The sequence below is a fragment of the Paraburkholderia tropica genome (assembly GCF_900109265.1).
Classification (GTDB): domain Bacteria; phylum Pseudomonadota; class Gammaproteobacteria; order Burkholderiales; family Burkholderiaceae; genus Paraburkholderia; species Paraburkholderia tropica.
The window spans coordinates 1-14698 of record NZ_FNZM01000046.1 but is presented as its reverse complement, the minus strand read 5'-3'; the positions used below and the strand labels follow the sequence as shown (position 1 = coordinate 14698).

Genomic DNA, 14698 nt, shown 5'->3' with positions numbered 1-14698 from the left:
TTCCAGTCACCATCTTGCCTTACGCGCACGCGAATGGACGAACGGCCCAGCTGAGCCGCTTACGTATTTCCATCGGGTAGGGTTGTCGCTTTCGGCGGGACTACCATTTCCAGTACTTTCCGCCTTCATGGAGCAACATCCCGAGATTGAACTCGATCTTGATTTCACTGACCGGCTGGTCGATGTTATCGATGAAGGATTTGATGTCGTCATTCGCGGGAGTGTGCTTCGGGACTCACGGCTGGTATCTCGTCCGCTGGGCTCCTGGCGCGCCTGTCTGGTCGCCGCGCCAGAATATTTGAAACGAAGGGGAATCCCTAAGAACCCGGACGATCTTTTGAATCATGCGTGTCTACACTATCGCTGGACACCTACTGGAAAACTGTACCAATGGCCGCTGCGCCAATCGACATTCACAGTGCCAGGCAGCGTCGCTGCCTTTGACGGCGGTGTGCAACAGCTTGGACATGTTGCTTTATATGGCTCTGTCAGGACGCGGGATCGCATGTGTGCCCGATTTCTCTGTCAAGAACGCGCTGGCCGATGGACGGCTGAAAGCCATACTGCACCCGTACGTGGCGGACTCCAACAGTATCCACGTGGTGTGGCCGAGCGGCCGGAAAATGACGCCAAAGGTGCGGGTATTTGTGGATTTCGTATGCGCGAATTTTGGCAGGCACCTCGTCACTAGATCCGAAGAACCGAAACGACAAAAGGCTCGGACGTCCGCTTGAATGCAGACTCTTCGGGAGCGGTAATCGAGGGTAATCGGCCTTGAACGTGGGGAAGATCATCCTGACGAAGAGTTGAGCTGTGACGGCAGGCTGCAGGATCCGCTCTGACTTGGATCGCTGAAACTCGTCGCGCTTCGGCCACCTATCGCTGGCGATTGAAAGTCGCATCTTGGCGAGGCTGTGTCAAAACTCGAAACTACGGGGTTGTCGGGTGTCGCTTTTCCCTTCCGGTGTGCCGCGAAGCCGATACAGAGCGTTCTGGTGGGGCGACTTCCTCGCTCGATGTCGAATTCGCACGTTTTGACACAGCCTCGACCGAACTCGGTCTGTCCCGTCGCTTCAGAGCAGGCTCTCTATAAACGCATCTAACGGTCAATCGCACATTCACTTTGCGAGCGCCTGACGGCGACATCCGTCGGCAAAGTGGTGGTCTCGCAGCGCTAAGGCGGGCAAAGCTCCACCTACGCGCACGTCAAGAAGAGACGGGTGAGCCGATCCGGGGCGTGCGTTGTCATTTTCGGCCTGAAAACGCCTCCCCAATCTGCCGCGACCGCTTGACCTCATCGCTGTGCAGATAGATAGATGTCGTCGACACTGAGGCGTGCCTCAGATTATCTCGAACAGTGGTCAACTCCGCACCACGTCCTAGAGCATGCGTTGCATGCGTATGCCGCATCCAGTGCGGACTCGCGCGACGCAGCTTCTCCGCGAGCGGCGCGTGGTCCGCCTCGATTGCGTTGGCGGCCAGCAGGAAGAAGCGACGCATCACCATCCACAGGCGAACGCTGCTGATGCTCGTGCCCGCTGCACCCGCGCTATCCGCTTCGAGACTGCCGATGACCGGTGTTTCCGGGCGCCAGTGCAACTGCGTGACCGGTAGCCCGCGTTCGGCCAGATAGCGCGCGAGCGCGTCCCAGGCAAGCGGCGGCAGCGCGACGCGCGCCAGCTTTTTCCCCTTGCCGGTGACGCGCAGCCAGTAATCGCCGCGCGGATCGGTCTCGACATGGCCGAGCGCCGCGCCGACGAGCTCACTGGCACGCAGTCCCGTCGCGTACCCGAAGTCCAGCAGGAACCGCAGCCGCCGCGCAGCGGCCGCTGTCCAGTCGTACGACCATTCCAGGCCGTCCGCGATCGTCCGCACGAGCGCCCATTCGCCTTCGCTGAAGGCGTGCGAGGTATCAAGCACGTTCGATCCGGTCGCGTCCCGCACCTTGACGCCCGCAAACGGATTGGCCAGCACATAACGCTGCTCGATGAGCCAGCGGAACAGGGCGCCCAGGATTGACAGCGCGTGCGCAACTGAGCGTGCGGAAAGGCTCCCGTTGAACGGCCGCCAGTCGGGCGAGCTACGTGGGCGCACCGGCCCGACCCAGCGGCCGCGCGGAGATGGATGGCGCAGGAAGGCACGGTAGGCGATGGCATCCTCGGTCGTGAGCGAGGACAGTGCCCGGCCGCGCTCGACGATCGCCCACAGGATCAGCCGCTCGGCTTCCTTGCGGTAGGTGCGTTGCGTCGCAGGTGACTCGTGCAAGGCAAGCCAGGTCTGGACGGCCTGATAGTCGTTGGTCGCATCGAGCGTGCAGGTAGCGGCGGGGGCACGGAAGGTGCCTTCGGAGCCATCGACCTCGTTTGGCAGGCTGATTGATTCCCACGGCACGATGGGACTTTGCCGGCTGGCGACGATCAACGCACGCGCCTTCTCGGTGAGCGCCGGCCACGCGGCGAAGAACGCCTCGATTGCCTGCGCGCTCGCCGCGCCCAGCCCCGGCACGACTTTCCACCACTGACGGCGGCGCGGAATGCGCACGGTGAGATCGGCGAGCGTCGTGATGCCATACGCCTGCAGCGCCCGCACGGCCCGCGGCGCGAACCACTGGGCGATGTCGTCGGCGATCTGGGGTTCGGGCGGGCGTGTGGTGCGGAGAGCTTCGATCGCCTGGGCGACCGCTTTCGCTTGCTGCGTCCGCTCTTCCGCCGGATGATCGAGCAGAGTGGCTAGATCGTCACGGTGCGCAGCACGCGCGAGCGTGACCAGCCGGCGCCGGATCCGGCCGAGCACGCCGCGTGCCGATTTGCCGTCACCCAGCGCTGTGGGCAGGTAACGCTCGACCGCGGGACGCACGGCGACGCCGGCGTACCACGCGCGCAGCGCGGCGAGCTCCGCGGCATCGGGGAAGCCGGACGTTTCAGGATGAACAGGTTCGGCCGGGGCGGGCAGGGCAGTGTGGCACGTTTTCATACATCCGAGTTTAATCTATAAATATGCACCTTATGATAAGAAAACTTATCTTAATGGAATGGCCGTGCCGCACTTTTTTGGAAAAAACGTGAACGTTCACGCAAGGAAAGTTGTGTCTAAACGGCAAGCAAACTTGTGTCTATCGATCCGGCCTTCTGTAGCCGTCAACGAAATACAGCTTAAAAAGACGTTCGGATTCCCGCACTCCTGCGTCCGTGAAGACCACGTATTTCGCTTTGTTGACAGGATGAGCAATGAGGCCTCGATCATGAAGTCTGGTGCCCCTCGGTTCTCTGGTAGCTTCTGAGACAGTGGGTGCATAGAGCGATGAAGCCTGCGGAAGGGGTTTGCAGCGCAGCGCGATTTGCGCCAAGATGGGGCAGGTCGCCCGGTGTTCCCTGCAGGTCAGACAGCATTTCCCCACGACATGGCCGTCCGCTTCGAACTCGTTGCCCTTGCGCTGCCCCCCGGCTGCGCCCCCGAATCGCTTCCACCACCGGTCGTGGCATTGGTCGCCGCGTGCTGGCCGGGGATGAGCCGCGCGCAGTTGCTTGATCGCGCGCGGCGCCTGGCCCTGCGCATGTCGTTGCGGGCGCGACCTGAAGCCGGGTCCGGCGGCCTGCAGCTGTATTCGCTGGTGCTGGTCGCGGAGGGCGTCCGCGCCGAGCTCGTGGCGCACGTGCGCCGTCTCGCGCGCCGTCGTACCGCACGCCGCGCGAAGGTCTCGCTGCCGCCCCAACGGGATGAGCGACAGCAGGGACTTTTCTTCTAGCCGTTCATCCTGGGGTGCGGACGGGGTAGGCCAAGGAAGCCGGCCGGAAGTTCTGCGCCGCCGAGCTACAGAGAACCGACGACGACGGGGGCAACTTGGTCGGGCCAGGGCCCGGGGCGAACTGGATCAAGAATGCGAGTAACTGCGGCGGGTTTCTGAGCTGCGGATCCGGGTCGTTTGTTAGGGCCGGTACAAATTTCACTTCCGGACTGGATCAGCTTTCACTTCGTCGGACGCCAGCGATTCACTCAATTCGCTCGACGAACTGCGTCCGATCGAATGGTGCGTCGTATGGCTCTGGCCAATACTCGACCACGCGGGTGATTTTTCCGCATTCGACGGTAAAGAACGAAATTGCTCTCGCGTTCACTGCGCCATCCGTGACGGATACGTCCGAAACGGCCTCATACCCGGCTGTGACGACGCGATTTATCGTGAAGGCCCACGGACCTTTCGCTGGGTACGCAGCGTTGAACCGAGCGAAATTCTCAGCACCTCGAATTCTCTCCTTAGACTGAGGCCAATCAAGGACGAAATCATCCGCGAGCACCGCCCCGACGGCGTCAAAGTCGTTTTTGGCCATAAGTCGCCAAAACTCGTGAATCACATCTCGTGCGGCCGTCGGATCGATAGTCATAACGTCGAATTCGTGAGCGAGGTTGAGCCCAGACGATTGTTGACGATCATAAATGCGATGTCGAGTGACCGCTCCTGGCCCGACTAGTGCCCGACGACCGCGCGGCCACCGCCTCGACCGGTTGAATCCGCCACCCACAAGGGACCGTCGAGTCGCTCGATACCGGATATTCCGAGAGGTGGGGTGAGCATTGTACGGGGGGAAGCATTCGACGTCTCGGGTGTCCGGCGAGGCGAAAGTCCGTCAGCTAATCAGCCTGGGAAAGCTGAAAGACGTTTCCCTCGGGATCCTCTCCGTCGCACATCAACTGAGCGAAGCCGTCATAGCGTTTCAACTCACGCATTCGAACACCCGCGTCCAATAGCTTATCGCGTAACTCCGACAGCCCTGACTCGACAGAGAAGACCATTTTTGCATTCGACGTGTTAGTGTGCTTCGGCAGCCCGCGATACGGCGCCCCCACTCTGTGGAAAGCAATCTCAATTCCACCGGCTTTCATCACTGCCCATTCGTTTTCGATTTCTTCCGTGACTAAAAATTCGAAATGGGTCTGGTAGAAGGACTTCAGCAATCCAACATCACGGACGTAAAGTATCAACCTGGACATAAGCACTGGCATTGGGCTCTCCGAAAATGTTGGATTTGGCGATGCTCTCGGATTGTCGTCGATTTTGATCGTCTGCGATTGCGTGGCGTTAGCGGTGCGCAAGACGAGTTCCTGTTGGCGGCGACAGCGCAGAATCTGCGGAGAATGGCGAAGTGGTTGATGCCGATGACCGAACCGGCGGAGGCGACGCCCGCTTGATGGCATCGGGGTATGCCCCCGACGTTAGCTTCGGCACCGGCAGCTTCGACAAACCAGGCCGACCGGCCAAAGCACCGTCGCAGCGATGCTGCGAAACGAGTTTTTCAACGGAATCGGCCGACCAGAGCCCCACGACCGTGCGCAGCGATCACCCCGCCCGCGTTTTCGATGCAAAAGGCATAAAACGACCCGAAGCGGTCGGCCGCCGCTCCGGCACGAATGTCGGCTGAAGTACTGCTAGCCGACAGATGAAACGATTCGCCCGCAGTTTTATACGGTGCGGAGCGCTACCCCACGACGATCTATCGAAATCGGACTTGCGATCGGCTGAGGAAGGTCTCCGGAAAAGGTCAAACTGCACCACTCAACGGAGCAGAGATCGCGCAGTCTGTTCGCACCGTCGAGTGAGTGCTTGACAGATGCAGCGATTCGGCCGCTTTCGCACAGTCTCGCCGTACCCAAATTTAGCGACAGGCTGGCAGAATTGCGGCCGGAGCGAGGTTGAGTTCTCTCGCGTAAGCGTCCAGGTGTTCCCCGACGTGGGCCTTTAACGTCTCGATGAATCGCTTAATTTTCGCGTCAACGAACTGGCGCGACGGATAGACAGCGTAGACATTGCGGACGTGTGTATGGTACTGCGGCAGCACGCGAACGAGCGAGCCGCTGCGCAGGTCCTCTATCGCGGAGAACGCCGCGAGGAGGCCGATGCCGGCCCCGTCTCGCAGGGCTTGTGACATCGAGTCCATGTCGTTGACGCTGAAGTGCGCTCCGGTTGGGCGAAAGGTTGCGTCGCCGGAGGCGCTCTGAAGATGCCACTCGTCGGGCGCGTAATCGACGGTCCCGAGCAGAACGCAGTGATGGTCGATCAGGTCTTCCGGGTACGTCGGCGCCGGATGCGCTGCCAGATACTCGGGTGATGCTGCGAGGATGCAATGACTCGTGCCTATGTTCTGGCTGACGTAGGCGGAATCGGGTAGCGTTCGCGTAATCACAATACCGACGTCAAGTTGTTCTTCGAGCAGATTCGGCATGCGCTGTGACAGCAGGAGGTCGACCGAGACCTCCGGATACGAGTTGCGGTACGCCATAACAGCGCGAGTTACCAGATTGCGTCCTAGGCCGGGCACCGAGTGCACGCGCAAGGTGCCGCGCGGCTCCAGCAGAGCGTCTCGCGCCTCGGCCTCCGCGTGCTCCACGTCGGCCAGAATGGCGACACACCGGTCGTAGAACCGCCGCCCTGCGTCGGTGATGACAAGACGGCGCGTCGAGCGCTGCATGAGCCGGGTGTCCAGCGACTCCTCAAGCACCGAAACAGCGCGAGAAATGTTTCCTACAGTCGTGTCGAGGTGGTTAGCAACCGCAGTGAAGCTCCCCATTTCGACAACTTTTGCAAAAACCGACATGTTATATAACTTGTCCATCCCACCTGTCCCGTTCGTCTGAATTCTTCGTCTCGATACCCCGCCGGGCGGTCCACGTGCCACGGTGCGCGGGCACCCGCCCATCATAGGCGAGAGCCGCATTGCGTGTCGGTAAGCGTAACCTGGCAGGTCGATCGGATTTTCCCTCCCACCGAAAGAATCATTCTTTCTGCCCTGGCTAAAACCGCGGGGTCATCCCGCCTAGACTGGGTTCCGAAGACAGGCTCTCACTGACAGCCGTAAGCCAAAGCCGCTTTCTCCAGATTGGTTTGACCTGACCACGTCGGAGAAGCTCCGTTATCTGGCTGGGCATGAAGGTTGATTGCTTTGGATCACTAACTATATTGAGGTTGAGAAAATGAACGCTCACTACGACGCCCTCTATCTTTTCATCAACGGCGAATGGATTGCTGCCAGCGAACGCAATACCGCTCCGGTCGTCAATCCCGCAACGCTGCAGGAACTGGGCCACGTGCCGCTTGCAACGGCAGCTGACCTTGAGCAGGCATTGCAAACCGCGAAGCGCGCGTTTGACGTATGGCGCAATACGGTGCCGGCGGAGCGGGCACATATTCTCAAAGATGGTGCGAACCTGATTCGCGAGCGCGCCGCACACATCGCCGAACTGCTGACGCTGGAAGAGGGCAAGCCGCTCGCCGAGAGCCGCGATGAAGTCCTGCGTGCGGCGGAATACTTCGAGTGGTTCGCAGAAGAAGCGCGTCGTATCGACGGTCGCGTTGTGCCGTCTAATCGCCCTGGCGTGCAACAACTGGTGAAGAGGCAGGCCATCGGCCCGGTCGCCGCTTTCACGCCGTGGAATTTCCCGGCCATCACCCCCGCCCGCAAGCTCTCGGCGGCACTGGCCGCTGGCTGTAGCGTCATTATCAAGCCGGGCGAGGAGAGCCCCGCGACGGCGCTCGCGCTTGCCCGCGCACTCGACGACGCAGGCTTGCCCAAGGGCGTGCTGCAGGTGGTCTTCGGCGTTCCCGATGAGGTGTCGAAGACGCTGATTGCGTCGCCGATTATCCGCAAGGTGACGTTCACGGGCTCCGTTCCCATCGGTCGACTGCTCGCCGCGCGGGCCGCCGAAGGCGTGAAGCCTATTACGCTTGAACTTGGCGGCCACGGCCCCGTGCTCGTGTTCAAGGACGCCGACGTCGAACGTGCTGCTGTCGAGGGCGCTGCGAACCGCTTCCGCGGCACCGGCCAGGTCTGCATCTCGTCGACACGCTTCCTGATTCAGCGTGAGGTGTACGACGAGTTCGCCGAGCACTTCGTGGCTGCTACCCAGTCGCTCAAGGTGGGCGACGGCATGCAACCTGGCACGCAGGTTGGCCCGCTCGCGAATCCGCGCCAGATCGCCAAGATGGAAGAACTCATCGCCGATGCCGTAGCGCGCGGCGCAAAACTACTCGCCGGCGGCAAGCGCATCGAGCGCGAGGGCTACTTCTTCGAACCGACCGTACTCGCCGACGTACCGATGGACGCTCGCGTGATGCACGAGGAGCCGTTTGGTCCGATTGCGGTGCTGATGCGTTTCGACCAGCTGGAAGACGGCCTCGCCGAAGCGAACCGCCTGCCGTACGGTCTCTCGGCCTACGCGTTCACTAACAACGCCCGCACTGCCATCGACGTTGGCGACGGGTTGGAGGCCGGCATGATTGGCATCAACCAATACCGCATCGTGTCCACCGAGCTTCCGTTCGGCGGCCTCAAGGAAAGCGGCATCGGCTCGGAAGGTGGCACCGAAGGCATCGGGTTCTATCTCACCAACAAATTCATCAGCCAGATCTGAGGAGCACCCAATCATGTCAAAAGCCAATTTCGACAGCCCGCGTGAAGCCGCGCGCGCGTTCACGCCGAAGCTCGCAGCACTCGTCGACGACGTGCTGTTTCCGCAGATCTGGGCAGACACGGCGTTGTCGCCGCGTGACAGAAGTCTTGTGACTGTTGCCGCTTTGATTGTTGGCGGGCATCTCGATGAGCTTCCCGCGCATCTGCGGCGTGCCGTCAGCAACGGCGTCACGCGCGAAGAGCTCGCGGCAACCATTACCCACCTCGCGTTCTACGCGGGTTTTCCGGCCGCTATCTCGGCTTCCGCCGCCGCGCAATCGACGCTCGGCGACGTACAGGCATAACAGGACACGCAATCATGAAAGCCATCACATTCAACGAGTTCGGCGATGCCGACGTTCTCAAACTAGCCGACGTTCCAGACCCGGAAGTGCGCCCCGACGACCTGCTGGTCCGTGTATATGCTGCAGGCGTGAACCGCGCTGACCTCACGCATCGACGCGGCGGTTACGGTCGGCCGAATTTCGGCGACTCGACCATCATGGGGCTGGAAATCGCGGGCGAAGTGCTCGAGGTGGGCGCGTCGGTCGAAGGCTATCAAGTGGGCGACCGCGTAATGGGTGTGGTCGGCGGCGGCGCGTATGCCGAACTCGCGCGCATCGACTGGCGCATGGCGATGCCGATTCCGGAGCAGCTCGACTATGTGCACGCGGCTGCCATCCCTGAAGTATTCGTCACGGCACATGAAGCGATGATGCATCTCGGGCGGCTCACGCAGGGCGATTCCGTACTCATTCATGCGGCGGCGGGCGGCGTCGGCTCGGCCGCCGTCCAGCTAGCCTACGCGGCTGGAGCGACTGTATTTGCGACTGCCGAGGCGACGAAGCTGGAACGTGTTGTTCAGCTGGGTGCCGACCATGTCATCGACTACCGCACGCAGGACTTCGCAGCTGTCGTTGCTCAGAAGACTGGTGGGCGGGGCGTCGATGTCGTGATTGATTTCGTCGGGGAGCCGTATTTTGCGCGCAATATTGCTTCCCTCGCGCACGGGGGGCGTCTCGTGCAAGTCGGGATTCTGGGTGGCGGCGGGCAGGTGAGTGTCGACCTGGAGACCATTCTGTATCACCACATCCAGATTATCGGCACGGTCATGAAGTCGCGCGCCCAGGCGGAAAAGCACGCGATGGTCCGGCGTTTCGGTGAACGTTGGCTCAACTGCTTCTCTGGCGGTCGGCGCCTCGAGCCCGTGGTTGATAGTACATTTCCTCTCGCGCGTGCGGCGGACGCCCATCGACGCATGGAGTCGTCGGCGAACGTTGGGAAAATCATCCTGACGAAGAGTTGACGAGTTAAGCTGCGGCGGCAGGCTGGCAAACGCTCCGACTTGGGTGGCTGAAACTTGTTGAGTTTCAGCCGCCTATCGCTGCCCGCTGAGTGTCGCATCTTGAGGCAAAGGGGACGCTCAGGCTGCTGACGACAGACGCCAGCCTGCGCGGAATGCGGAAGCTGGCGTCTGTCGCACGAAAGCGAGGTGCTGATTGGCGATCGGGACACATTTTCCACGCATCAGCTGTCCAGACACGTGCGCAACTTTCGTGCGAGACGATCTGCTTCACGCGCATTGGCGATATTCGCGAAGCCCATAACGAGGCCGCGCGGCGTGCGCCGCGCGTGGCCATTCGCGTACCAGATCGAAAGCGGCAGCACCGCGAGCCCCGCCTCGCGGGCGCGCGCGGCGACGGCGATGTCGTCGACGGGGTCATCGGGGCCTTCGGCGAACTGCGCCGTGAACTGTATTCCACCTGCCGGCAAGTCGACAACCAGTCGTTCGCCAAACACCTGCTCCAGCGCGTGTACGACCAGCGTGCGCCGCTCGCTATACAACGCACGCATCCGCTTCAGATGCCGCGCAAAATGCCCCAGCTCAATGAAATCCGCCACGGTCGCCTGCAATAGCGTCGGCGATCCGGCGTTCATGCTGTGCGCCACCCGTTCGACGCGCTCGACCGCCCGCTCCGGCACCACCGTATAGGCGAGCCGCAAACCGGGAAACAGCACCTTGCTGAATGTGCCGCAATAGATCACGTGATCGTGCTTGTCGATGCTTTTCAACGCCGGCAATGGCCGGCCCAGATAACGAAACTCGCTGTCGTAGTCGTCTTCGACGATCCAGCTGGATACTTTCTCTGCCCAGTCCAGCAGCGCCATGCGTCTTGTGAGCGACAACGTATGGCCGAGTGGGCTCTGATGCGACGGCGTGACCAGTGCGAAGCGCGCCTGCGCATCCAGCAGCTTACCGCGCTCGACGTTGATCCCCGAGTCGTCCACCGGCACAGGCACCAGTTGGACACCGGTCTCGGCTAGAAAACCGCGCGCGAACAAATAGCCGGGATCCTCGAACCACACGCGATCGTTCGGACGGGCGAGACTGCGCAACACGAGCTCAAGCGTCGCACGGTAACCACCAGTAACGAACACCTGTTCCGGCAGGCAGGTCACGCCGCGCGATAGCCCGAGGTAGGTGGCGATATGTTCGCGCAGCGGCCGGTAGCCGGCCGGGTCGGGGTACGCGAACATCGCAAGTTCGCCGCTGCGCGCGCGACGCGAAACGAGCCGGTTCCATAGCTTGCTCGGAAACGCATCGAGCGCCGGCAGCCCTGGTTGCAACGGCCGCGGCTCGCCGCTCATGGCGACGGCGATGGCCAACCGACGCGGCGGCGCCGGTTGACCGCCGCGCGAATCGCCAGGCGCCTCCGGCGTGCCAGTTCCTTCGGCGCTCTGGCTATCGTGTGTGTCCTGAACACCTTGCGCACGCAACGAGTGCATCACCGATGCCGGGAGCGACGGCGATATGAACGTGCCTGCCGCACCGCGCATTTGCAGGTAGCCCTCGTCGACGAGGATCGTGTAGGCCAGTTCCACCGTGCCCCGTGCCGTGTTCAGTTGCGTGGCGAGGCTGCGCAGCGCGGGCACGCGATCGCCGGGCCGTAAATGCCCTGCTGCGATCGCGGTCCTGAAACGCTCGCAGATCTGCAGATAGATCGGCAATTGCTGCTGCCGGTCGATTTCGATGGTCAATGAGGGAGTCGGCACGGTGATGGCGGTCTCGCGGGCAAGCGGCACAGAACCGACTTGGACTAGTCGGCTCGACGATTCTTGTCACTTTTCGCTAGAACATGATTCTTCCACAATAGTCTCTCGCGATGCGACTGCGGTGAACACTTTCACGCAATACGAGGCCCGCCGGCGCACCGCACGTTCAAATACTTTCATCTGGAGAATCTGCAATGAAGATCGTCGTGATTGGTGGTTCCGGCCTGATCGGCTCACGTGTGGTCAAGCTGCTCAGCAAGGCGGGTCATGAGGCACTTGCTGCGTCGCCGCGTACCGGTGTAAGCGCGGTGACGGGCGAGGGCCTGAGCCGTGCGCTGGCAGGTGCGGACGTTGTAGTGGATGTGACGAACGCGCCGTCATGGGAGCCGCAGGCGGTGCTCGACTTCTTCCGCACCTCGGCACGCAACATCGGCAAGGCCGAAGTGGCCGCAGGGGTGCGCCATCACGTCGCGCTATCAATCGTCGGCTGCGACCGCACGGAGGAGAACGCGTATTTCACTGCCAAGGTCGCGCAGGAAGAGGCAATCGAAGCGGCGGGCGTGCCGTATACGATCGTGCGCGCGACTCAGTTCATGGAGTTCATCGGCGGCATCGCGGACTTTGGCACGGACGGCGGCACGGTGCGCATCGGCGACGGACTGTTTCAACCGATCGCCGCAGACGACGTCGCGGCGAACCTCGCACAAGTCGCGCTCGCCGCGCCGTTGAACGGCACGGTCGAGATCGCCGGCCCAGACCGCGCGCCCTTCGCGGAGATCGTCACGCGCTATCTGCAATCAGTAGGCGACCCACGCCCGGTGGTGATGGATCGCGAAGCCCGGTACTACGGTGGCCGTGTCGAGGAACAGTCGCTCGTGCCGCTTGGCGACGCGAGGATCGGCTGCGTCAGTCTCGACCAATGGCTGGCACCGGCTAAAAAGGGTTGACTGCCTGTTGATGCGAAACCTGAATCATTGCCACTACATTTTCCCTCAAGAGTTCATGGAATCACGTTTGCACGCGTCCCAACCCTCTTCGTGCGAAATCTATGTCCGGTTCGCAATACCAGGTTGTTCCTTCTTCAGTCTACGCCGTGAACATGTCTGGACACCGGCATTAGGTACGTCCGGTGAAGGGCCGTTATACGCGATCTAACCGATGTCCCCATGTCTGCGCAACGGTTAGGATGGAGGGCTGCTTCTGGCCGCACTGCGCCACACAACCGGGCACACCGCTCGCGCCCAGCCCCGCGCCTCGTGCAACAGGCATAACCGGCCCATTTCGGCCATTGGCGCAAATGCGCCGGTTGGCTCGTCGGGGGCTAGCGAGCGCTTTTATTTTTTTCGTCCACGTTCTACCCTGATTTACGTAGGCTTGCTGTAGCTACTACCGCTTCGTTCGGACCGGCATGGCGCCACGGTAATTAGTTTCTCTCCGCGGCTGTCGTCGCCGTTGCCGCGTGGTCGCTCGTGCCAATCCGATGTCAAGGGAGACTTTTGTGGTCCAAGGTTGCTTTTTGCCTCAAGGTTTCGCCAATCTCAGCGCGGTTGAGATTGATCACCGCTATCGGCTCCTGATTGATGCAGTTCATGACTACGCGATCTTCATGCTCGACCACGCCGGAAACGTTGCCAGCTGGAACCCCGGTGCGCAACGAGCCAAGGGGTATTTGCCAGACGAAATCTTAGGGCGGCACTTCTCCGTTTTCTATACCGAAGAAGACGCGCGCGCGGGGAAGCCCGCGCGATTCCTGGCTGCTGCGAGAGATCACGGCCGAGCACAGGACGAGGGGTGGCGCGTTCGAAAGGACGGAAGTCGGTTCTGGGCAAACGTTGTTATCTCCGCAGTCCGCGACGAGGCTGGCGAGCTGGTGGGCTTCGCCAAGATCACCCGCGATTTGACCGAGACCCGGCGACTCAACGAGCTGGAACGGGTGGCCGCCGACTCGGCACTCGTGCAGCGCGCTGAGGAAAACGAGAGGAAGCGCATTGCGCGCGAACTTCACGACGATCTTGGTCAGCGGATCTCCGCACTGAAAATGACCTTTGCACTCTATGAGGCGGAGATCTCACAGCATGTTCCGGCGGCAGTTCTGGATTGTTTGACAGGAACCCGGGAACTCGCCACCCAGCTCGACGGAATGGCCGCCGCGATGCGACGTATCGCGGCTGATCTGCGTCCGCCAGTTCTGGATGATCTGGGACTCGAAGCAGCACTCGAGTGGATGACAGAGAACTTTGAGCAGCGCTACGGTGTGCCGGCACAGTGTCAGATAAGCGTTGACGAATTGCACCTCAACGACCTGGCTGAAATCTCCCTTTTCCGCGTGGTGCAGGAGGCGCTGACGAATGTCGCACGGCATGCCAAGGCCATGCAAGTGGCCGTGACGCTATCTGCGGACGACCAGGACTGTCATCTGTGCATCCGGGACGATGGCGTCGGCCTCCCGAAAGAATGGAAGCTCCGGCCTGACGCATTTGGCCTTCGCGGCATGCGGGAACGAATCGCTCAGCTGGGCGGAAACCTGTTCGTTGAGGGCAAACCCGGCAACGGGGTGACAATTGCCGCGAAGGTGCCGCTGTCACGAATCAGCGGCGCAAATTAGTTCCTCCGGCGTTTTTTCCGTTGGCAAGCGTAGACCGCATTGAAAGTGTCCGTTGCGACATTAATCGTGTCACCGCGCGCGGTACAGCCGATCCGGTGCCAACCGGAGGGCGCAGAGGCGCGACTGCGGCAAGCACATGCCGCGCGAACTTCTGGTGTCGACCCACTTCGGCCAATCAGGTCTGCATTTCATCAGTAGCCGCTTCTCAACGTATAGCGGTCAGTCGTTCAGTTCTTGTTCCCCGATTTCTGCTGCAGCCGTTCCAAGCCTTGGGCGGCTACGCTATTGCGCCGTTCATTGCGCCATCGTGGAAATCAGGTCGCGTAGTTTTTCAGTTGCCTCTTTCGCCAAGTGAGACAGCGTAACGAATATCACCTTCTTTCCTCGGTCAAGTTCCCAAGGGCTTTCCACTTCCACTGGGGGCAAAGTCTTTTCCCAAGGGACTTGCGGGTATGCAAGGAGACCCCAGCCGGCCCCGGTGTCCGGGTCAATGAACCGTCCTAGGTAAGCAATGGGATGGACGCCCCCACCTATAAAGGCATTGATGTGCCAGAGTGGAGGTGTCGTCAACCACTCGAACAGCGGGAGCGCCCACCAT

Annotated in this window: 15 protein-coding genes and 1 pseudogene; 9 read left to right on the top strand and 7 right to left on the bottom strand. The window is 61.4% G+C overall.

The features are described from left to right. Positions 1-127 precede the first annotated feature (127 nt). Both BMY06_RS40745 and BMY06_RS40740 read left to right on the top strand, forming a co-directional pair. Positions 128-334: pseudogene (locus tag BMY06_RS40745) on the top strand (LysR substrate-binding domain-containing protein); the annotation flags it as partial. 10 nt (positions 335-344) lie between these two features. Beyond that, positions 345-734 (top strand): LysR substrate-binding domain-containing protein, encoded by a 390-nt coding sequence (locus tag BMY06_RS40740; protein WP_074987858.1) that lies wholly within the window; start codon positions 345-347, stop codon positions 732-734. Positions 735-1245: 511 nt separating this feature from the next. Here BMY06_RS40740 and BMY06_RS37540 read toward each other — a convergent pair. Together BMY06_RS37540 and BMY06_RS40735 are read right to left on the bottom strand one after the other, a co-directional pair. Next, the gene (locus tag BMY06_RS37540) at positions 1246-2973 is read right to left on the bottom strand and encodes a site-specific integrase (protein ID WP_074987857.1); all 1728 of its coding nucleotides are present in this window, start codon (positions 2971-2973) and stop codon (positions 1246-1248) included. A gap of 139 nt (positions 2974-3112) precedes the next feature. Continuing rightward, positions 3113-3397: a DUF6429 family protein gene (locus BMY06_RS40735; RefSeq protein ID WP_074987856.1), complete on the bottom strand. Its 285-nt coding sequence runs from the start codon at positions 3395-3397 to the stop codon at positions 3113-3115. Between the two features lie 3 nt (positions 3398-3400). Here BMY06_RS40735 and BMY06_RS37530 point away from each other — a divergent pair, with 3 nt between their 5' ends. Then, a complete protein-coding gene (locus BMY06_RS37530; RefSeq protein WP_074987855.1) occupies positions 3401-3745 on the top strand; it encodes a hypothetical protein in 345 nt (114 codons plus the stop codon). A 244-nt stretch (positions 3746-3989) separates the two neighbouring features. On the opposite strand, the gene BMY06_RS37525 is transcribed toward BMY06_RS37530, so the two are convergent. Next, the gene (locus BMY06_RS37525) at positions 3990-4382 is read right to left on the bottom strand and encodes a nuclear transport factor 2 family protein (protein ID WP_074987854.1); all 393 of its coding nucleotides are present in this window, start codon (positions 4380-4382) and stop codon (positions 3990-3992) included. A gap of 247 nt (positions 4383-4629) precedes the next feature. Next, positions 4630-5091: a VOC family protein gene (locus BMY06_RS37520; RefSeq protein WP_313903839.1), complete on the bottom strand. Its 462-nt coding sequence runs from the start codon at positions 5089-5091 to the stop codon at positions 4630-4632. Positions 5092-5141: 50 nt separating this feature from the next. Between BMY06_RS37520 and BMY06_RS39850 the strand changes: the two genes are divergently transcribed. Beyond that, a complete protein-coding gene (locus BMY06_RS39850; RefSeq protein ID WP_124263403.1) occupies positions 5142-5417 on the top strand; it encodes a hypothetical protein in 276 nt (91 codons plus the stop codon). Between the two features lie 234 nt (positions 5418-5651). On the opposite strand, the gene BMY06_RS37510 is transcribed toward BMY06_RS39850, so the two are convergent. Further along, a complete protein-coding gene (locus tag BMY06_RS37510) occupies positions 5652-6608 on the bottom strand; it encodes a LysR family transcriptional regulator (RefSeq protein WP_074987851.1) in 957 nt (318 codons plus the stop codon). A 358-nt stretch (positions 6609-6966) separates the two neighbouring features. On the opposite strand from BMY06_RS37510, the gene BMY06_RS37505 reads away from it, so the two are divergent. From BMY06_RS37505 to BMY06_RS37495, 3 genes are read left to right on the top strand one after another with little or no spacing between them, the layout of a single operon-like run. Then, positions 6967-8403 (top strand): NAD-dependent succinate-semialdehyde dehydrogenase, encoded by a 1437-nt coding sequence (locus BMY06_RS37505; protein WP_074987850.1) that lies wholly within the window; start codon positions 6967-6969, stop codon positions 8401-8403. A 13-nt stretch (positions 8404-8416) separates the two neighbouring features. Beyond that, positions 8417-8746, top strand: coding sequence for a carboxymuconolactone decarboxylase family protein (locus BMY06_RS37500; RefSeq protein WP_074987849.1), 330 nt, complete (start codon positions 8417-8419; stop codon positions 8744-8746). A gap of 14 nt (positions 8747-8760) precedes the next feature. After that, positions 8761-9747: an NAD(P)H-quinone oxidoreductase gene (locus BMY06_RS37495; RefSeq protein WP_074987848.1), complete on the top strand. Its 987-nt coding sequence runs from the start codon at positions 8761-8763 to the stop codon at positions 9745-9747. A 221-nt stretch (positions 9748-9968) separates the two neighbouring features. On the opposite strand, the gene pdxR is transcribed toward BMY06_RS37495, so the two are convergent. Then, complete coding sequence (gene pdxR, locus BMY06_RS37490; RefSeq protein ID WP_074987859.1) at positions 9969-11501, bottom strand: MocR-like pyridoxine biosynthesis transcription factor PdxR; 1533 nt, start codon at positions 11499-11501, stop codon at positions 9969-9971. Between the two features lie 188 nt (positions 11502-11689). Between pdxR and BMY06_RS37485 the strand changes: the two genes are divergently transcribed. Both BMY06_RS37485 and BMY06_RS37480 read left to right on the top strand, forming a co-directional pair. After that, on the top strand, positions 11690-12442 hold the full coding sequence (locus BMY06_RS37485; RefSeq protein WP_074987847.1) for an SDR family oxidoreductase: 753 nt from the start codon (positions 11690-11692) through the stop codon (positions 12440-12442). Between the two features lie 551 nt (positions 12443-12993). Continuing rightward, a complete protein-coding gene (locus BMY06_RS37480) occupies positions 12994-14100 on the top strand; it encodes a PAS domain-containing sensor histidine kinase (protein WP_244144468.1) in 1107 nt (368 codons plus the stop codon). Positions 14101-14394: 294 nt separating this feature from the next. On the opposite strand, the gene BMY06_RS40020 is transcribed toward BMY06_RS37480, so the two are convergent. Beyond that, a partial coding sequence (locus BMY06_RS40020) for a hypothetical protein (RefSeq protein WP_208608920.1) occupies positions 14395-14698 on the bottom strand: 304 nt, incomplete at its 5' end.